At 66.9% G+C, this 17,686-nt stretch carries 17 protein-coding genes; 7 read left to right on the forward strand and 10 right to left on the reverse strand.

Annotation, left to right across the window (positions count from 1 at the left end):
• Positions 1–77: 77 nt before the first annotated feature.
• Both AC3IMC_RS10845 and AC3IMC_RS10850 read right to left on the reverse strand, forming a co-directional pair.
• Complete coding sequence (locus AC3IMC_RS10845; protein ID WP_490918563.1) at positions 78–677, reverse strand: 2'-5' RNA ligase family protein; 600 nt, start codon at positions 675–677, stop codon at positions 78–80.
• Between the two features lie 40 nt (positions 678–717).
• Positions 718–939 carry a hypothetical protein gene (locus tag AC3IMC_RS10850; protein ID WP_490918564.1) on the reverse strand — a complete coding sequence of 74 codons (222 nt, stop codon included), beginning with the start codon at positions 937–939 and terminating at the stop codon, positions 718–720.
• A gap of 189 nt (positions 940–1,128) precedes the next feature.
• Here AC3IMC_RS10850 and AC3IMC_RS10855 point away from each other — a divergent pair, with 189 nt between their 5' ends.
• On the forward strand, positions 1,129–2,742 hold the full coding sequence (locus AC3IMC_RS10855) for a peptide chain release factor 3 (protein WP_490918565.1): 1,614 nt from the start codon (positions 1,129–1,131) through the stop codon (positions 2,740–2,742).
• A gap of 6 nt (positions 2,743–2,748) precedes the next feature.
• Complete coding sequence (locus AC3IMC_RS10860) at positions 2,749–3,978, forward strand: beta-ketoacyl-[acyl-carrier-protein] synthase family protein (RefSeq protein WP_490918566.1); 1,230 nt, start codon at positions 2,749–2,751, stop codon at positions 3,976–3,978.
• A 129-nt stretch (positions 3,979–4,107) separates the two neighbouring features.
• Here AC3IMC_RS10860 and AC3IMC_RS10865 read toward each other — a convergent pair whose 3' ends face one another.
• From AC3IMC_RS10865 to AC3IMC_RS10885, 5 genes are all read right to left on the reverse strand, one after another.
• On the reverse strand, positions 4,108–5,460 hold the full coding sequence (locus AC3IMC_RS10865; RefSeq protein WP_490918567.1) for an MFS transporter: 1,353 nt from the start codon (positions 5,458–5,460) through the stop codon (positions 4,108–4,110).
• Positions 5,461–5,526: 66 nt separating this feature from the next.
• Positions 5,527–6,855, reverse strand: a complete 1,329-nt coding sequence (locus AC3IMC_RS10870; protein WP_490918568.1) for an enolase C-terminal domain-like protein — start codon at positions 6,853–6,855, stop codon at positions 5,527–5,529.
• Positions 6,852–8,456, reverse strand: coding sequence for an aldehyde dehydrogenase (NADP(+)) (locus tag AC3IMC_RS10875; protein ID WP_490918569.1), 1,605 nt, complete (start codon positions 8,454–8,456; stop codon positions 6,852–6,854). The genes AC3IMC_RS10870 and AC3IMC_RS10875 overlap by 4 nt, the downstream gene beginning before the upstream one ends.
• Positions 8,457–8,485: 29 nt before the next feature.
• Positions 8,486–9,400 carry a 5-dehydro-4-deoxyglucarate dehydratase gene (gene kdgD, locus AC3IMC_RS10880; RefSeq protein WP_490918570.1) on the reverse strand — a complete coding sequence of 305 codons (915 nt, stop codon included), beginning with the start codon at positions 9,398–9,400 and terminating at the stop codon, positions 8,486–8,488.
• Positions 9,401–9,540: 140 nt separating this feature from the next.
• The gene (locus AC3IMC_RS10885; RefSeq protein ID WP_490918571.1) at positions 9,541–10,425 is read right to left on the reverse strand and encodes a LysR family transcriptional regulator; all 885 of its coding nucleotides are present in this window, start codon (positions 10,423–10,425) and stop codon (positions 9,541–9,543) included.
• Between the two features lie 142 nt (positions 10,426–10,567).
• Between AC3IMC_RS10885 and AC3IMC_RS10890 the strand changes: the two genes are divergently transcribed.
• From AC3IMC_RS10890 to AC3IMC_RS10905, 4 genes are read left to right on the forward strand one after another with little or no spacing between them, the layout of a single operon-like run.
• A complete protein-coding gene (locus AC3IMC_RS10890) occupies positions 10,568–11,578 on the forward strand; it encodes a tripartite tricarboxylate transporter substrate binding protein (RefSeq protein ID WP_490918572.1) in 1,011 nt (336 codons plus the stop codon).
• A 3-nt stretch (positions 11,579–11,581) separates the two neighbouring features.
• Complete coding sequence (locus AC3IMC_RS10895) at positions 11,582–12,169, forward strand: tripartite tricarboxylate transporter TctB family protein (protein ID WP_490918573.1); 588 nt, start codon at positions 11,582–11,584, stop codon at positions 12,167–12,169.
• Positions 12,170–12,178: 9 nt separating this feature from the next.
• Positions 12,179–13,726, forward strand: a complete 1,548-nt coding sequence (locus AC3IMC_RS10900) for a tripartite tricarboxylate transporter permease (RefSeq protein WP_490918574.1) — start codon at positions 12,179–12,181, stop codon at positions 13,724–13,726.
• Positions 13,723–14,127 carry a universal stress protein gene (locus tag AC3IMC_RS10905; RefSeq protein WP_490918575.1) on the forward strand — a complete coding sequence of 135 codons (405 nt, stop codon included), beginning with the start codon at positions 13,723–13,725 and terminating at the stop codon, positions 14,125–14,127. The genes AC3IMC_RS10900 and AC3IMC_RS10905 overlap by 4 nt, the downstream gene beginning before the upstream one ends.
• 55 nt (positions 14,128–14,182) lie before the next feature.
• On the opposite strand, the gene AC3IMC_RS10910 is transcribed toward AC3IMC_RS10905, so the two are convergent.
• Positions 14,183–14,671, reverse strand: a complete 489-nt coding sequence (locus AC3IMC_RS10910) for an NUDIX hydrolase (protein WP_490918576.1) — start codon at positions 14,669–14,671, stop codon at positions 14,183–14,185.
• A gap of 141 nt (positions 14,672–14,812) precedes the next feature.
• Here AC3IMC_RS10910 and AC3IMC_RS10915 point away from each other — a divergent pair, with 141 nt between their 5' ends.
• On the forward strand, positions 14,813–15,055 hold the full coding sequence (locus AC3IMC_RS10915) for a hypothetical protein (protein ID WP_490918577.1): 243 nt from the start codon (positions 14,813–14,815) through the stop codon (positions 15,053–15,055).
• Between the two features lie 54 nt (positions 15,056–15,109).
• On the opposite strand, the gene radA is transcribed toward AC3IMC_RS10915, so the two are convergent.
• Together radA and AC3IMC_RS10925 are read right to left on the reverse strand one after the other, a co-directional pair.
• Positions 15,110–16,483 (reverse strand): DNA repair protein RadA, encoded by a 1,374-nt coding sequence (gene radA, locus AC3IMC_RS10920; RefSeq protein ID WP_454482973.1) that lies wholly within the window; start codon positions 16,481–16,483, stop codon positions 15,110–15,112.
• A 29-nt stretch (positions 16,484–16,512) separates the two neighbouring features.
• Positions 16,513–17,640 (reverse strand): FUSC family protein, encoded by a 1,128-nt coding sequence (locus AC3IMC_RS10925; protein ID WP_490918578.1) that lies wholly within the window; start codon positions 17,638–17,640, stop codon positions 16,513–16,515.
• Positions 17,641–17,686: the final 46 nt, after the last annotated feature.

A 17,686-nucleotide genomic window follows, 5' to 3' on the forward strand; every position in this document is an offset into this window, starting at 1 on the left:
AGTGCTCTGATTCCCGCAAGCTCAATGATAGGGGCAAGAATCGCAACTTCCGCACGGGCAAGCCCCAAAGTGCCCCATTAGGGGGTGCCCGTAAGCCCCTTCGGAATGCGTTCGACGGCGGGTGGTGAAGCAGGCACTTTGGCTTCCGTTTCATTGCTGTCCGGCCTTGCTGCCGGCCCGGGCGCGCCGAGCGGCGTGACGGTCTTGGTGCCGCTGTCCCACAACCGCACACCGGTGCATTGTCCTTCAAAGCGCAGGTCCAGCAGGTCCATGGCCGCGCCCAGCTGTTCCGTCGGGATGCGGCGGGCAAGGGTTACGTGCGGGGTCCACGCGCCGGGGAGCGTGAGGGGAAGTGCGCCGGAGACTTCCATGTGAAGGCGGCGGTGCAGCTCAAGCAGGGACGTGGCCAGGACCACCGACCGGGCCAGGACGTACTTGCCCGTACCTGCCGGAAAGAGCACCGCCCCGGAGAACTCGATATCCAGGGGCAATGCCCGCCAGGCATCGTCGGAAAAGCTGAACTGAAGTCCGGGGCCGGCCGCCAGGGTGATGTGCGGGCTGTTGCTCGGCGAGGAATGCGCGGCCAGGCTGGGCAGCCCGGCGTCTGCGAGCCTGGCCCAGTCGGCCCTGAGGATGGAATCGGTGAAGTCATCAAAGACCAGCTCGATGCTGCGCATGGAACCATCATGCCGTCCCCGCGCGGCGGGCTGCGGAACCTCAGCGCCTGCGCTCCCGCAGCATCCGTTCGAGGTCCTTGCTGACCTTCGACAGGGACGCGGCCCGCAGGGCCTTGTGCTCTGCGGCCGTCTGGACCCCGCGTTTCCGGGCCGGTACCGGAGGAAGGACGGAGCCGGAATCCGGTGCACCCGTGGGGGAGGCGAGGTTGGTGGCCAGCGGATCAAAGAAGAGATTGCCGGAGAAGGTGAGACCTTGCATCATGGGCCCAAGCTAGCTGCCCGGCATTTCGCGGCCTTGAACGTTCGGTTTCGCGGGCGTTAAGCGCACTGCGGCGGGTTTGCTGCCCTGCGATAAACTTGTACCTTGGCTGATTGCCACAGTCCCGGCCCTCGAGCCGCAGCCCGATACTCAAAAGACCAGGGCAGCCACAACCGCAGCGAAAGTAGCACCGTGTCCCAAGACGTCCTGACCCCCGCCCGGATCAATGCGATTCATAAGGAGGCGGGCCGCCGCAGGACCTTCGCCGTCATCTCGCACCCCGACGCCGGCAAGTCCACCCTGACCGAGGCGCTTGCCCTGCACGCAAAGGTCATCGGCACCGCCGGTGCCTCCAGCGGCAAGGCCAACCGCAAGGAAACGGTCTCGGACTGGATGCAGATGGAAAAGGACCGCGGCATCTCCATCAGCTCCGCCGCCCTCCAATTCTCCTACCGCGACACCGTCATCAACCTCCTGGACACCCCGGGCCACGCCGACTTCTCCGAGGACACCTACCGGGTGCTTGCCGCCGTCGACTGCGCCGTGATGCTCGTGGACGCCGCCAAGGGCCTGGAAACCCAGACCATGAAGCTCTTCGAGGTCTGCAGGCAGCGGAACCTGCCGATCATCACGGTCATCAACAAGTGGGACCGCCCCGGGCTGGACGCCTTGGCGCTGATGGACGAGATCACCGAACGCACCGGGCTGCAGCCCATGCCGCTGACCTGGGCCGTGGGGATCTCGGGCGACTTCCGCGGCGTCTGGGATCTGCGCAACGACCGCTTCGCCCGGTTCCAGCGCAACAACGCCGGAGCGCAAATTGCCATCACCGAATACTTCACCCCGGAGGAAGCTGCGCAGGACCAAGGCAGCAACTGGTCCGACGCCGTGGACGAGGCCGGGCTGGTGATCGAGTCCAACCTCGAGTTCGACGTCGACGCCTTCCACGCAGGCAAGGCCACCCCCATCCTGTTCAGTTCCGCCGCCCTCAACTTCGGGGTGAAGGAACTGCTGGACGCGCTGGTGGATTTTGCGCCGCCGGCGGCACCCCGGCCGGACATCGACGGAAACCCCCGCCCCGTCGAGGCCCCCTTCTCCGGGTTCGTCTTCAAGGTCCAGGCCGGCATGAACAAGGCGCACCGTGACCATGTGGCGTTCATCCGCGTGTGCTCCGGCGTCTTCGAGCGCGGCATGGTGGTCACCCAGACCCGCACCGGCAAATCCTTCGCCACGAAGTACGCACAGCAGGTCTTCGGCCGCGAACGCGAAGTCATCGACGAGGCTTATCCCGGCGACGTCGTCGGGCTGGTCAACGCCTCCTCGCTGCGGGTGGGGGACAGCCTGTTCCTGGAGGAGTCCGTGGAGTACCCGGCCATCCCGCTGTTCGCCCCCGAGCACTTCCAGGTGGCCCGCTCCAAGGACCCCAGCAAGTTCAAGCAGTTCCGCCGCGGCATTGAACAGCTCGAGCATGAGGGCGTCATCCAGCTGCTCCGCTCCGACCTCCGCGGCGACCAGGCGCCGGTGCTTGCCGCCGTCGGCCCCATGCAGTTCGAGGTGGTGGAGGACCGCATGGCGCACGACTTCAGCGCCCCCATGCGGCTGGAGCGCCTGCCGTACTCGCTCGCGCGGATTTCGACGGCGGACGCCATGCCGGCGCTGGCCAACGTTCCCGGCGCCGAGGTGCTTCTGCGGTCCGACGGCGAATACCTTGCCCTGTTCAACGACGTCTGGGCGCTGCGGCGGATCGAGAAGAACCACCCGGACCTCACCCTGGTGCCCATCGGCACGCACAACCCTGCGAAGTAAGGCACCATGACTGCATCCCAGACCCGTGTTCTCGTTACGGGCGCCGGCACCATCAACCCGCTCGGCTCCACCGTCAAGGAGACCTGGGAAGCCCTGCTCGCCGGGGAGTCAGGCATCGCGGAGCTGGCTGAAGAGTGGGCGTCCCAGTTGCCGGTGAAGATCGCCGGGCAGGTCAAGGCGGACCTGGCGCAGCACCTCAGCACCCGCGAGATGAAGCGGATGGACCGCTGCGGCCAGCTGGCGCTCGTTGCCGCACGGGAAGCATGGGTGCAGGCAGGAAGCCCCGACGTTGATCCCGAACGTTTCGCCGTGGTCATTGGCTCTGCCTACGGCGGCCTCGGTTCCACCATCGAGCAGGACCGCACGCTTGCCGCGTCCGGGCCCCGCAAGGTTTCGCCACACACCCTCACGAGGCTCATGGCCAACGGGCCGGCGGCCTGGGTGTCCATCGACCTCGGTGCCCGCGGCGGCGCCCGGACGCCGGTCAGCGCCTGCGCCTCCGGGGCTGAGGCAATAGTCCAGGGAGCCGAGATGATCCGCTCGGGGGCTGCCGACGTCGTGATTGCCGGCGGCGTGGACGCCTCCGTGAACGACCTGGTGATCAGCGGCTTCTCCCAGATCCGCGCCCTGTCCACGCGCGCCGGTGAACCGCGGCAGGCCTCGCGGCCGTTCGACGGCGGCCGGGACGGCTTTGTGCTGGCCGAGGGCGCCGGCGTGGTGGTGCTGGAAAGCGAGGAGCACGCGCGTGCACGCAGCGCCGCCGTCCTTGGGGCTGTGGCCGGGGGAGCGGTAACCTCCGACGCGAACGACATCGTGGCTGCGGACCCCGTGATGCAGCGGCGCGTCATGCAGAAGGCACTCGAATCCGCCGGACTGGCCGCGGGGGACATTGGCTTTGTCCACGCCCACGCAACCTCCACCCCCGTGGGCGACCGGCTGGAAGGCCAGGCCATCAATGCCGTCCTCGGCTCCGAGGTTCCCGTCACCTCCACGAAGGGGCACACCGGACACCTGCTGGGCGGCGCAGGTGCGCTGGCCGCCGTCGTGGTCCTTGAAGCACTCCGCACGGGCCGGCTGCCCGGGACGCTGAACGTGGAGGCGCTGGACGCCGAAGTGGACCTTAACGTGGTCACCGAAGCCGCGCACCAGCTGCCGCCGGGTTACGCCCCTGCCGGACTGGTGAATGCCTTCGGTTTCGGCGGCCACAGCGTGGCCCTGGTGATCACGGGGGCGTAAACCGTCCGAGACGCCGGAAGGGTGCGGGGACGCCGGAACGTTACGGCGTCCCCGCACCGTTCCGGCGATCTGGATGAAGCGATCCGGATGAAGCGACCGGGAGGACAGCGGGTTGGATGAGGTGCGGTATCAGACGCGGGTGGGGACTGCCGCCTCGACGTCCGGCTCCTGGGAAAGGGCGTCCGCCGTGCCGCTCGTGCGGCGCTCCTTGAGGAAATAAACCAGTCCCGCTGCCACGGCGGAGGCCGCGGCCAGGGCGAAGAGCCCGGGGACCACGCTGCCGGTCTGCTCCTTGATGATGCCGAACCCGAACGGTGCGACGAATCCGCCCAGGTTGCCCAGCGAGTTGATGATGGCGATGGCTGGGGCGAGGACCATCGGATGCAGGCCGGATTGCGGGATGGTCCAGAACAGCGGGGAAGCGCTCTTGAACCCCATGGCCGCGATGGCCAGGAAGACCAGCGCCAGCACCGGCGAGGCCACCGCAGCCGCATAGGTTCCGACGGCGGCGACCAGCAGGGCGGCCACCAGCAGGGGCTTCTTGGACTTGGCTTTGTCCTGCCACTTCGCCGCGAAGTACATGGCGAAGACGGCGCAGACCCACGGGATGGAGGACAGGAAGCCGGCCGAGAGGTCGGTGGTTCCCGGGATCCGCTTGACGATGCTCGGCAGCCAGAAAGTATTGGCGTAGATGGACAGCTGGATGGCGAAGTATATGCCGCACAGGAGCAGGATCTGCGGGTTCAGGAGCATCTTCCAGCGGTTGACCTTCCCGGCGTCCGCCCTGGTGTGCGCTGCGTCTTCGGCGCTGATCGCCTGGGACAGGGCGTCCTTTTCGGCCGGGGACAGCCACTTTGCGTCCTGGATCTTTGCATCGAGCAGGAAGAACACCACGATGCCCACCAGCACGGAGAGGATGCCTTCGAAGCCGAAGAGCCACTGCCAGCCACGCATCCCCAGGGCGCCGTTCAGGCTCAGCAGCATGCCGGCGATGGGGCCGGAGATGGCGGCGGCCACGGAGGAGCCGGCAATGAAGACTGCCGTGGCCTTGCCGCGCTGGCCTGCCGGTACCCAGCGGGCGAAGTAGAAAATGACCGCGGGGAAGAACCCGGCCTCGGCCGCGCCCAGCAGGAAGCGCAGGATGTAGAACATGGTTTCGTTCTGCACGAACGCCATGAGGAAGGAGACGGTGCCCCAGCTGACCATGATCCGCGTCAGCCAGACTTTCGCGCCGTACTTTTCCATCATCACGTTGCTGGGCAGTTCGAAAATCGCGTAGGCGATGAAGAACAGGCCGGCGCCGAAGCCGTAGGCGGCCGCACCGATGCCGACGTCAGCCTGGAGGTGGTCCTGGGCATAGCCGATGTTGGACCGGTTGAGCTGGTTGCAGACCAGCATGACCAGCATGACGGGGAGGACGCGCTTGAAGAATTTCCTGGTGGCGGATGCCAGGTCCAGGACGGCGTTGTCCACAGACTTCATTGGTTATTTCCTTAGGAGGGGATAGGGCAAGGCGGAGGCCTTGGAAGAATTTACCGGGAAGCTGTCCTAGCGGACCAGGCAGGGCCGCTTGGGGTCGAACGACCATCCGTCGATGTAGTACTGCATGCCGATGCTGTCGTCCCGCGCATCCAGGCCGTGCTCCAGGTACAGCTGGTGCGCCCTGTCCAGCGCTTCACGGTCCAGTTCGATGCCCAGCCCGGGCGCGGCCGGGACCTCGATCGCGCCGCCCTTGATCTGCAGCGGGCTCTTCGTCAGGCCTTGCCCGTCCTGCCAGATCCAGTGCGTGTCCAGCGCGGTGATTTCGCCCGGGGCCGCGGCGCCGGTATGGGTGAACATTGCCAGCGAGATATCGAAGTGGTTGTTCGAGTGCGAGCCCCAGGTCAGGCCGAATTCATTGCACAACTGCGCCACCCGGACCGAGCCGTGCATGGTCCAGAAGTGCGGGTCGGCAAGCGGAATGTCGACGGCGTTGCTCCGGACGGCGTGCGACATTTCCCGCCAGTCGGTGGCGATCATGTTGGTGGCGGTCTTCAAGCCCGTGGCGCGGCGGAATTCGGCCATGACCTCGCGGCCGGAGAAGCGGCCTTCGGCGCCGCAGGGGTCCTCGGCGTAGGCCACCACGCCCTGCATCCGCTTGCCCAGCCGGACGGCTTCCTGGAGGAGCCAGCCGCCGTTGGGATCCAGGGTGATGCGGGCGTCCGGGAAACGCTTGGCCAGGGCCGTGACCACATCCACTTCGGCGTCGCCGGACAGGACGCCGCCCTTGAGTTTGAAGTCGCTGAACCCGTAGCGTTCCTGGGCGGCTTCGGCAAGGCCGACGACGGCTTCCGGAGTCATTGCCTCCTGCTGGCGGAGCTGCTCCCAGCGGTCAGCCGGGTTGTCCTCCACGAGGTACGGCAGGTCCGTACGTGCGTGGTCGCCGATGAAGAACAGGTACCCGAGCATGGGCACCGAGGTTCGCTGCTGGCCGTCGCCGAGTAATTCAGCCACGGGAACACCGAGGAACTGCCCGTGCAGGTCCAGCAGGGCGGACTCGACGGCGGTGACCGCGTGGACCGTGGTGCGCAGGTCGAAGGTCTGCAGGCCGCGGCCCCCGGCGTCACGGTCGGCGAACCCGGCGGCGATCTCCCGCAGGAGCGAACGGTAGCGTGCCACCGGCTTGCCTTTGAGCAGGGCGCCGGCCTCCTCGATCGTGGTGCGGATCTTCTCGCCGCCGGGAACTTCGCCGAGGCCGGTCCGGCCATCAGAGTCGGTGATGATCACGATGTTGCGGGTGAAGAAGGGCCCGTGTGCGCCGCTGAGGTTCATCAGCATGCTGTCGTACCCGGCGACGGGCACCACTTCGATGCCGGCAATGGTGGGGTGGGTGCTCATGCGCTGACTTCTGCTTTCTCGGCTGCGGGGATGACTTCGCCGTCGATGCGGCGGTTCAGGTGCCAGGGGTTGGCGTCCCGGAGGGGCTGTGGGAGGAGCTCCTGGGGGAGGTTCTGGTACGCGACGGGCCTCAGGAACCGGTTGATGGCGAGGGTTCCGACGGAGGTGGTGCGGGAGTCGGAGGTGGCGGGGAAGGGGCCGCCGTGGACCATTGCGTGGCCGACTTCGACGCCGGTAGGCCAGCCGTTGACGATGATGCGGCCCACCTTCTGTTCCAGCACGGGGATCAGGGGTGCCGCCGTCGGGTAGTCCTCCTCCGCGAGGTGGAGGGACGCGGTGAGCTGGCCTTCAATCCGGGACGCGGCCTGGACCAGGTCTTCGGTGCTGTTGTAGCGGATCACCAGGGATGCTGCGCCGAAGATTTCCTCGTGCAGGACGTGGTTGGCGGTGAACTGCTCAACCTCGGTGCCGAAGATGGCAGGTGCGGGGGCGTTTTCCGTGGTGCCGGGCGTGCCCTGGCCGATCAGTTCGACGCCGGCTGCGGTGCTGAGTGCCTTGGTTCCGGCGTTCCAGGAGTTGGCGATGCCTTGGGTGAGCATGGTTTGTCCGGGGCAGGCTGCGATGGCGCGTCCGACGGCGGCGGCAAGCTTGTCCCCTGCCTCGCCTGTGGGGGCGAAGAGCAGGCCGGGGGAGGTGCAGAGCTGGCCGGAGCTGCCGGTGACGGCTGTGACATACTGCTGCGCCAGCGCGTCAACGTCGCCTTGAAGGGCGCCTTCGAAGACGAAGACCGGGTTGAGGGAGGACATTTCGGCGTAGACCGGGATGGGCTCGGGACGTGCGGCGGCTGTGCGCATCAGGGCGATGCCGGCGGACTGGGACCCGGTGAACCCGACGGCCTTGATCGCGGGGTCGGCGACGAGGGCCTGGCCGATGCTGGAGCCGGGGCCGTAGATCAGGGAGAACACCCCGGGGTGCAGGCCGTGATCCTGAACGGCCTTGGTAACGGCGCGGCCGACCAGTTCGCTGGTGCCGGGGTGGGCGTTGTGGGCCTTGAAGACCACGGGGCAGCCTGCGGCGAGGGCCGAGGCGGTGTCTCCGCCCGCGGTCGAGAAAGCCAGCGGGAAATTGCTGGCGCCAAACACGGCCACGGGGCCCAACGGAATCTGGCGCTGGCGGATATCGGCGCGGGGCAGTGGTGCGCGGTCCGGGATGGCGGGGTCTATGCGGACGCCGCGGAAGTCGCCCTGCCGGACCACGTCGGCGAAGAGCCGCAGTTGGCCGGTGGTGCGGGCACGCTCACCGGTCAGCCGGGCTGCGGGAAGGCCGGTTTCCTGCCCCGCGCGGGTGATCAGTTCGTCGCCGATCGCCTCGATGTTGTCCGCGATGGCTTCGAGGAAAGCTGCGTGGGTTTCCGGGTCGAGGGTGCTGAACGAAGCGAATGCTTCCGCTGCGGCGCGGGTCGCCGTCGTGAGCTGCTCCTCGGTGAGCAGGGAGTATGCGGGCTCCAGGGCCTCATTCGTGGCCGGGTTCAGGCCGAAGGTGGTTTTGCCTTGGCCAACGACCGTTAGGCCGGCGATGAGTGAGTGTCCAGTAAGTGTCATGGGATGGGCTCCTGTGTCTGCGGTGACGGCTAGGAAACAGTGGCAATCAGGGCTTTGAGGTCCGCCAGGTCCTGCGGTGCCATGTTCTGCAGCGGGGTGCGTACGGGCCCTGCGGAACGGCCGATGGCGTCGAGGCCGCCCTTGACGATGGACACAGCGTAGCCCTTCACGCGGTCGCGGATGTCAAGGTACGGGATGACGAAGTCATTGAGCTTTTTGTTCACGGCCGCGCGGTCGTTGTTGCGGACGTCCTGGTAGAAGTCCAGCGCGAACTGCGGGACGAAGTTGTACATGGCGCTGGAGTAGGTGCTCATGCCCAGCTGCAGCAGTGGCAGGGCGAAGGTCTCGGCGGTGGGCAGGCCGCCCAGGTAGAACAGCCGGTCGCCGAGCTTGGCGTAGACGCGGGCATCGTGTTCCAGGTCGCCCACACCATCCTTGAAGCCGATCAGGTTTTCGTGCCGGTCCGCCAGGGTGGCCACCGTGGTGTCCTTGTAGATGGCGTTGGCGCGGTTGTAGATGATGACACCCAGGGATGTGGCACTGCAGACGGCGCTGACGTGCTCCACCAGGCCGTCCTGGTCCGCTTCGGTCAGGTAGGGCGGCAGCAGCAGGATGCCTTCGGCGCCCGCGGCTTCAGCTGCCTTTGCGTTCTCAATGGCCTGGGCGGTGGAGCCGCCGGCAGAGGCGAGAACCGGCACATGGCTGCCCACTTCCTCGACGGCGGTGCGCACCACGCGCTCGGACTCTGCGGGGGTGAGGGAAAAGCCTTCACCGGTCCCGCCAGCCGCGAAAAGACCGGCAACGGGGAAGCTCGCCTGCCACGCCAGGTGCTTGCGGTAGTTCTCCTCGTCGAACTGCAGGTCCGCGCCGAAAGAGGTTACGGGGAAGGACAGCAAACCTTCCTTGAGCGTGTCCGCGAGTTCCTGGGGTGTGTACTTAGCCACGGTGTGGTCCTTCGATGTGTGCGCCGCGGGCGGCAGGGGCTGATGGTTCCTTCCCAGAGTAGGATCCGCTCTGATGCCTGTCTAAGTGCATTTTTATATGTATTGATACCTTCAGGGCATAGTCGGGCCGCGTCTTTTGGCTACTCCATCGCGAACTCCAGGTCCCGCAGGAGGCGGGACAGCGCGGGGTTGGTAATTCGGCGGTTCCAGAGCGCGTGGAGTTCGACCTGCTCGCGGTCGCCGCCCTCGAGCGGAAGGAACTCCACCCCGCGGATGCCCAGGAGTGTGGCCGAGTGGGGCACGAACGCGAGTCCGCGCTTGGCGGCCACGAGCGAAACCATGGTGAGGATCTGGCTGACGGTATGCACCACGTTGGCATGCCGGACGGGAAACATCCGGACCACCAGATCGTAGAAATAGCGGGCCTGCGTGGGGGAGTGCATGATGAGGGGCTCATCCCGGAAGTCCTCCGCCGTGATGTCCCGGCCCAGCACTGACAGGGGGTGGCCCTCCGGAACGGCCAGGACCATCGACTCCCGGTAGAGGAGATGGGAATCGAATGTCTCGCGATCGAACGGGGGCCGCGCCAGGCCAAGGTCCAGTTCCCCGGTCAGCAGCCCGGCCAGCTGGTCTCCGGTGACCAGTTCCTCCAGCTCGATGTCGACCTCCGGGATGATGTTGGAAAGTTCCTCCAGCAGCGGGCCCAGGATGCTGAAGCCGCTTGCTGCGGTAAAGCCGATGCGCAGCATCCCGGCCCTGCCGGACGCGATCCGCCTGGCTGCCACCGGCGCGCGTTCGGCCAGGACCATGAGCCGGCGGGCCTCGTCAAGGAATGCGTGCCCGGCTGAGGTCAGTTCCACTTTGCGGTTGTCCCGTTCCAGCAGCTCGGCGCCCACGATCTTCTCCAGCTTCTGGATCTGCCGGCTCAGTGGGGGCTGGGTCATATTCAGCCGGTCGGCGGCCCTGCCGAAGTGCAACTCCTCGGCGACGGCGATAAACCCGGCCAGTTGGTCGAAAGTAAACATGATGCCTTCCGGGTATCAAATGATGCAGATATGGGCTTAGACAGGCATCATAGCGGCTCCCTACACTCGACAAAGCGAAGCGGGGTGACCCCCTTCACAAAAAGCTTCGGGCCCAGGCGGCCCCTCTGCCCTAGGAGTTCCAATGATGCACTTCCCGTCCCGCCGCGCCGTCCTCGGAACGGCATCGGCCTTCACCCTGCTGGCGCTGACCGCCTGCGGCGGCAATGTTGCCGGCGGAGCGGCAGCCGGCGACTCGTCGAAGTATCCGTCGGGGCCGGTGACCCTTACAGTGGGCCAGGCGGCCGGCGGCAGCACGGACCTGATTGCACGGGCACTGGCAGACGGAGCCGCGAAGACCCTTGGCTCGCCGATGCCCGTGGTCAACAAACCGGGAGCCAACGGCGCACTGGCCACGAAGGAAGTCGCCGGCAAGCCGGCCGACGGCCAGGAGCTGGTCCTGCTTACCGCCTCACTGGTGACCATCACGCCCCTGGCCGTCAGCAAGGATGAAGCTGTCAACCTCGACGATCTGGACATCATCACCGGCCTCTCCCAGGACGACTACGTGCTGGTGGCCAGCCAGGCTTCCGGCTTCAAGAGCTTCACCGACGTTACCGGAGCCGGACGCAATGTCACTTTCGGCACCACTGGCGTGGGCACAGGCAGCCAGTTGGCGCAGACGGTCCTGTTCAAGCAGGCCAACGTGCAGGGCACTGACGTCCCGTTCGACAGCGGCAAGCCCGCACTGACCGCTGTCCTGGGCAACCAGGTGGAACTGGCCACCATCCAGCTGGGCGAGGCCATGGCCCAGATCCAGGCCGGAAAGGTGACGCCGCTGCTGGTGTTCTCCGAGGAACGCAACAGCTTCCTGCCGGATGTCCCCTCCGCCAAGGAAGCAGGCTATGACGTTCCCGTCGCCCAGTACCGTGCGGTAGCCGTCCCCAAGGGAACCCCGCAGGACGTCAAGGACAAGCTGGCAGCCGCCTTCAAGGACACCTTCAAGACCGATGCCTACCAGGAGTTCAACAAGAAGAACCTCCTGACTCCCAAGGAGATCTCCGGCGAGGAAGTGGCCACTCAGTGGAAGGACTACGCCGCGAAGTACAAGTCCCTGGTGGAGAAGTATAGCATCAGCCTCGGCGGGAACAAGTAATCCGTGGAGACGACTCCAGCAGTGGCCGGCGGGAAGGGCGGCAGCTCCGCCCTTCCCGTCGGCGGGGACGTGTCCTCCGGCGACAAGGAAGACCTGCCCGAAGCGCTGACCCCGGAAGAACTCGCCGCGCAGTGGGAGGAGGAAAAGCCTCCTTCCGCGGGGCCGCTCGCCAACGCGGCGTCCTCCCTGGTGGTGCTCGCCGTCGGAATCGGAGCCCTGGTGCTGTCCGTTGCCATGGGCCTTGGCACCCCGGAGAAGCCGGAGCCCGGGCTGTGGCCCTTCCTGACCAGCTGCGTGATGGTGGCGCTGGCGCTCTTCCAGCTGGTGTGGGGCAGGCATAACCGGGACGCGGAGAAATTCACCCGGATGTCATTCGCCCCGCTGACCGGCCTGGTCACGCTGGCAGCGATGGTGGCCCTGATGCCCCTCGTGGGCTTCGAGATCCCCTCCGTCATCCTGTGCATCATCTGGATGAAGTTCCTCGGCAGCGAAACCTGGCGTTCCACCCTCCTGGTCAGTGCCATCGTGGTCGCGGCGTTCTACGGGATTTTCGTCCTGGCGCTCGGCACCTCCATTCCCCACCTCTTCTAGGAGACCACCGTGGATTTCCTCAATCCCGTCCTTAACGGTTTCTCGGTCGTCCTGGAACCGATGAACCTGCTTTACTGCCTCATCGGCGTGGTGATCGGCATGCTGATCGGCGTGCTGCCCGGGCTGGGGCCGGCAGCGACCATCGCCATCCTGCTCCCGCTGACCTACAGCGTGGAACCTGTCACGGCCATCATCATGCTGGCCGGCATCTTCTACGGCGCCCAGTACGGCGGCACCATTACCTCAGTCCTGCTGCGGCTTCCCGGCGAGGCGTCATCGGTGGTCACCGTTTTCGATGGTTACCAGATGGCCAGGCAGGGCAAGGCCGGAACCGCCCTCGGCCTGGCCGCCATCGGCTCCTTCATCGGCGGGACCGCCGCCATCATCGGCCTGACCTTCCTGGCTCCGGTGGTATCGGGGTTCGCCCTGGATTTCGGACCCGCGGAATACTCGGCCCTGGCGATGCTCGGCATCCTCCTGGTGGCCACCATCAGCGGCGGTTCCAAAGCCAAGGCACTCATCGCGGCCGCCGTCGGACTCCTGCTCGCCACCGTGGGCCGGGACGTCTTCACCGGCGAAAGCCGCTTCACCTTCGGTAGCCTCCAGCTGGCCGACGGCATCGACTTCGTGCCGATCGCCATGGGCCTTTTTGGCCTGGGGGAGATCCTCTACAACCTTGAGGAGCGGCACCGGGCCGCAAAGGCGCCGTCGAAAGTGTCCAATGTCTGGCCCTCCAGGACGGACCTCAAGCAGGCTTCCGGCGCCATCAGCCGCGGCTCCGTCCTGGGTTTCTTCCTCGGCATCCTGCCCGGCGGCGGTGCCACCATCGCCTCCATGGCCTCGTACGCCATGGAAAAGAAGCGGGCCAAGCGGCCGGAACGGTTCGGCAAGGGCGCGCCGGAAGGCGTGGCGGGCCCGGAAACAGCGAACAACGCGGCAGCAACGTCGTCGTTCATCCCGCTGCTGACCCTCGGTATTCCTGCCAACGCCACCATGGCACTGATGTTCGGCGCCCTGCTGATCCAGGGCGTGACGCCCGGCCCGCAGCTGGTGGAGCAGAACCCGGACCTGTTCTGGGGCGTGGTGAACTCCATGTACATCGGCAACATCCTGCTGCTGATCATGAGCCTGCCCCTGGTGGGGATCTTCGTACGGATCCTTCGTGTCCGCGCGGCCATCCTGGCCCCGATCACCGCCCTGATCACGCTGCTGGGCGCCTACACCATCAACAACAGCATGTTCGACGTGACCCTGGTGGTGTTCTTCGGCGTCCTGGGCTACCTGATGAAGAAGTTCGGCTTCGAACCGGGGCCCCTGGTCCTGGCCTTCGTCCTGGGCGAGCTGCTGGAAAGCTCGCTGCGGCGCTCGCTGCTGGTCTTCGGCGGCGACCCCACCGGCTTCTTCACCCGGCCCATCTCGGCAACCCTGCTGGTGGTCTTCGTCCTGGTGGCCGTGCTGCCGGGCGTCCGCAGCATGATCACCAGGCGCAAGAGCACGACGGCGGTACCCGCCTCTGCCGGGAACGGCACCAACCAGAACATTAAGGAGAAGGTATGAGCATCATTGTCGGGTTCGTTCCCACCCCGGCCGGCGAGGCAGCCCTTGCCGCCGGCATCGCCGAGGCGCAGCTCCGGCAGAAGGACCTCTACATCGTGAACTCCGCACGGCAGGGTGCGCTCGTGGACAAGTCGGTGGCCCCGGAGGACGTCCTTGCCCGGGCTGCGAAGAAGGCCACCGACGCCGGCGTCACGGCCACCGTCATCCAGCCGCCGTACGAGCACGACCTCGCGGACGAGTTCCTGGACGTCGCACGGGAGGTGGACGCGTCCCTGATCGTGATCGGCCTCCGGCACCGCACCCAGGTGGGCAAGTTCATCCTTGGCAGCCACGCCCAGCAGATCCTCATGCAGGCGGACCGGCCGGTACTGGCGGTTAAAGTTGACGGCAACAAATCCTGAGCCTGGCCCTGCCGTTGCGAGGGCCGGTGATCCCGCGGGGTCGCCGGCTCTTTGCTCATTCGGCCCGGACGTGGTCAGCCAGTGCATCAAGGACGGGCAGTTGGCCCTTGACCAGTTTGAGCCGGGCTTCATGCTCCGGGAACCAGCGGGCGTCATCGACCTCCGGGAAGTCCTGGATCCGGCCGGACCCCTTTGGCCACTCGAGGGGGAATGTGTTGCTGTTGATGCTGGCCGGCTGGAAATCAGCCTCTGCGGCAAAGACGGTGATGACTTTCCCTGATGGTTGCCGGAATTCGCCGAGCTGCCGGTATTCGGCGTCAGGGGCTGCGCTGCCCATCTCCTCGGCAAATTCACGCAATGCCGCAGCCAGCGGGTCCTCGCCGTCGGCAAACTCACCCTTGGGAAGGGACCAGGCGTGGGTGTCCTTGCGCGCCCAAAACGGGCCGCCCATGTGGGCGATCCAGACCTGCAAGCCGTCCTTTGCCCCTGCCGGGCTGCCAGGGACCCGCCGGTACAGCAGCACGCCTGCGCTTCGAACGGGCATTGGTCCTCCATTACGGTCACTGATGAACTGCAATCGCCGTCTGCCGTTTACGTGGAGTTCACGGGACTGCTTTAGGTTATTCCTTCAGGCACTCTGCCCGGCAATCTGTCCGGCGCTTGCTCGAAGGGAATGGGACCCGTCATGGCCAACATTGCTGATGTTTTGGGACGGCTTACGCCGGAGGAACGTGATGAGCTCCGGGGCCTTGGCCCGCAAGGCCACCTGCCGCGCCACCTGGTTGATGCCCTTGACCGGGCCGCAGGCGGGTCGGGTTCAGGGCGCGGCTACTACGTACCCAACGGCAACGTCAACGCCACCGGGGGGCAGCTGCTGGTGCTTCGCAGCGACGTCGCCGGCTGGCTGATGGGCGGCGTGGGTTCCTGACGCCGCCCGAGGCCTTGCCGGCCGAAGCCAGGGTCCTATCGGATCAGCACGGCCCTACCCGATCAGGAGGCTGAGCGCCTCCGTCAGGTGCTCCACCTCCCGGACGGAGAATCCGGCCGGGACTGGTCCAGGGCCGGTGTGGCTGGCCGGCACCACGGCGTGGGTGAACCCAAGCCGGTGGGCCTCCTGGATGCGCTGGTTGATGCCGGGCACGGGCCGGACTTCACCGGCGAGGCCTACCTCGCCGAAGGCGATCAACCGGATGGGCAGGGGCTTGCGGGCCTTGGCTGACGCTACTGCAAGGGCTACGGCAAGGTCGGTGGCCGGTTCGCTGAGTTTCACCCCGCCCACAGTGGCCACGTAGGAGTCGTCCTTGTGGAGCAGTGTTCCCGCGCGCTGCTGCAGGACGGCCAGCAGCATGGACACCCGCGAGCTGTCCAGGCCGCTGGTGGCCCGCCGCGGCTGCGAGTTGGGGCTTTCGGCGAGCAGCGACTGCACTTCCGCCAGCAGGGGGCGGCGCCCCTCCATGGTCACGGTGATGCAGGTTCCCGAGACCGGGTCCTTGGTCCGGCTGACGAACAGCCCGCTGGGATCGGTGAGGCCTTCGATGCCGTTCTCATTCAGGTCGAAGCAGCCGACGTCGTCCGTGGGCCCGTACCGGTTCTTGACCGCGCGGAGCAGCCGCAGCCGCGAGTGCCGCTCGCCCTCGAACTGGCACACCACGTCCACCAGGTGCTCCAGCAGCCGCGGACCCGCGATGGACCCGTCCTTGGTCACGTGGCCCACCAGCAGGGTGGTCATGTTGCGCCGCTTGGCCGCTGCGATGATGGAGGCCGCCACCTCGCGGACCTGCGAGACGCCGCCGGCGCTGCCGTCCACATCCGCGCTGCTGAGGGTCTGGACCGAGTCCACGATCAGCAGGCGCGGCTCGATCTTCTCCACCTGTCCCAGCGCCTGGCCCAGGTCCGTTTCTGCCGACAGGTAGAGGGATTCGGCGACGGCGTCGATCCGTTCGGCGCGCAGCTTCACCTGCGCGGCCGACTCCTCCCCGGTGACGTAGAGGACATCCTGGGCCGTCCGGGCGAACTTGGCGGCGACGTCCAGCAGCAGGGTGGATTTGCCGACGCCGGGCTCGCCCGCCAGCAGGATGACGGCCCCCGGAACCAGGCCGCCGCCCAATACCCGGTCCAGCTCGTCAACGCCGGTGGGGAGGAATGCTGCCGTGGTGGCGTCCACGTCCGCGATCTTGCGCGCCGGCTCCACGACTGTCGTGGCCGCCGTCGTACGCGCCACTGCGGCGCCAGTTTCCTCCACCGTGCCCCACGCCTGGCACTCGCCGCACCGCCCCACCCACTTGACGGTGGTCCAGCCGCATTCGGCGCATTTGTAGCCGGGCGCCTTGGCAGCCCGGGAAGTTTTTGTTGCCATGCGTTCAACCCTAGCCGGGGGCACTGACACTACAGTGCGGGGAGCACATCCCTTGCTTCCCGCGCATCCATCCCGGTGGCCTCCAGCAGGTCCACCATCAACGGCCGGAACAGCATCACCACCGTCTCGCCCTCCAGCCGCTGCACCTCCAGCAGCTTGGGGTGCAGCCGCAGGGCGATTTCGCTCAGGTCGCGGCGGGCCGTGCGCAGGTGGGCCCGCCGGACGCCGTCGTGTGTTTCCCCAAGGCCCAGCGAGAGCTCGTCAATCGCGGCAGCGGTCTCCTGCAGCACCTCGGCGATACTGTCCGTCGCCTCGTCCGACAGGGCGGTGTGGTTGATGGCGCTGGTCAGCCGCCGCGCGAACACGCGGCTGTTGCGCAGCGCCAGGTCGATAAAGTCCAGCGACTGCTTCAGCCGGTCCAGTTCGTCGCGGTGCCGTCGGTAGGCGGGGGCCAGCGTGGCCACCTCCCCGGACGCGCGGAGGGACTGCCGCATCCCGTCCACCAGGGGCTGGCAGTTCCTGCCGCGGATCAGCGCGTGCCAGGCCTGGGTGGAATCGCTGTTGACCAGCGCACCCGCACATTCGCGCAGCACCTCGGCCAGTTCGTGCAGCAGTTTCTGCACGTCCCGGCGCGGCTCCCGCCGCGGGTCCTTCGGCATGAGGATGGTCACCAGCAGCGCGAACAGCCCGCCCACCACGGCGTCGATGCTGCGGGTGAACGGTCCGCCGGACGGCGCCGGCAGCAGCACCACCAGCAAGGACTGCAGGGCCAGCTGGGTGGTGAAGATGTTTCCGCTGTCCAGGAACCGGGCCAGCAGGATGGAGGTGAGAAGCACGACGGCGGCCACCCAGATGTCGCCGCCCAGCCAGTGCAGGAGCAGATCACCGACGACGATGCCCAAGGTGCAGCCCAGCCCCACTTCCATGACCCGCCGCAGTCTTGGCTCGCGGGAAAAACCCAGCGCGATCAACGACGACGTAGCAGCGAAGAGCGGCCCGTTGTGGCCCAGGATGTGCTCCGCGAACGCGTAGGCGCCCACCGCGCAGACGGTCATCTGGATGGCGGGGATAAACGAGTTGCGGCTCCGGATCAGTCCGGTGCGTACGCGGCTGCGCAGGAACCGCCTGGTTGCCGAGAATCCTGCTTCGATGGCCATGGCTCCAAGTCTATTCAGTGGCGGCCCGCAGCCCGGCGCGTCCACT

This window comes from Arthrobacter sp. E70 (assembly GCF_058266945.1).

Bases quoted from the DNA above. Each gene is read 5' to 3' on its own strand.
- AC3IMC_RS10885 (WP_490918571.1), bottom strand. From the start codon at position 10,425: ATGTTTACTTTCGACCAACTGGCCGGGTTTATCGCCGTCGCCGAGGAG.
- AC3IMC_RS10875 (WP_490918569.1), bottom strand. From the start codon at position 8,456: ATGACACTTACTGGACACTCACTCATCGCCGGCCTAACGGTCGTTGGC.
- AC3IMC_RS10865 (WP_490918567.1), bottom strand. From the start codon at position 5,460: ATGAAGTCTGTGGACAACGCCGTCCTGGACCTGGCATCCGCCACCAGG.
- AC3IMC_RS10850 (WP_490918564.1), bottom strand. From the start codon at position 939: ATGATGCAAGGTCTCACCTTCTCCGGCAATCTCTTCTTTGATCCGCTG.
- AC3IMC_RS10915 (WP_490918577.1), top strand. From the start codon at position 14,813: ATGGCCAACATTGCTGATGTTTTGGGACGGCTTACGCCGGAGGAACGT.
- AC3IMC_RS10910 (WP_490918576.1), bottom strand. From the start codon at position 14,671: ATGCCCGTTCGAAGCGCAGGCGTGCTGCTGTACCGGCGGGTCCCTGGC.
- AC3IMC_RS10845 (WP_490918563.1), bottom strand. From the start codon at position 677: ATGCGCAGCATCGAGCTGGTCTTTGATGACTTCACCGATTCCATCCTC.
- AC3IMC_RS10905 (WP_490918575.1), top strand. From the start codon at position 13,723: ATGAGCATCATTGTCGGGTTCGTTCCCACCCCGGCCGGCGAGGCAGCC.
- AC3IMC_RS10870 (WP_490918568.1), bottom strand. From the start codon at position 6,855: ATGAGCACCCACCCCACCATTGCCGGCATCGAAGTGGTGCCCGTCGCC.
- AC3IMC_RS10860 (WP_490918566.1), top strand. From the start codon at position 2,749: ATGACTGCATCCCAGACCCGTGTTCTCGTTACGGGCGCCGGCACCATC.
- radA (WP_454482973.1), bottom strand. From the start codon at position 16,483: ATGGCAACAAAAACTTCCCGGGCTGCCAAGGCGCCCGGCTACAAATGC.
- AC3IMC_RS10925 (WP_490918578.1), bottom strand. From the start codon at position 17,640: ATGGCCATCGAAGCAGGATTCTCGGCAACCAGGCGGTTCCTGCGCAGC.
- AC3IMC_RS10890 (WP_490918572.1), top strand. From the start codon at position 10,568: ATGATGCACTTCCCGTCCCGCCGCGCCGTCCTCGGAACGGCATCGGCC.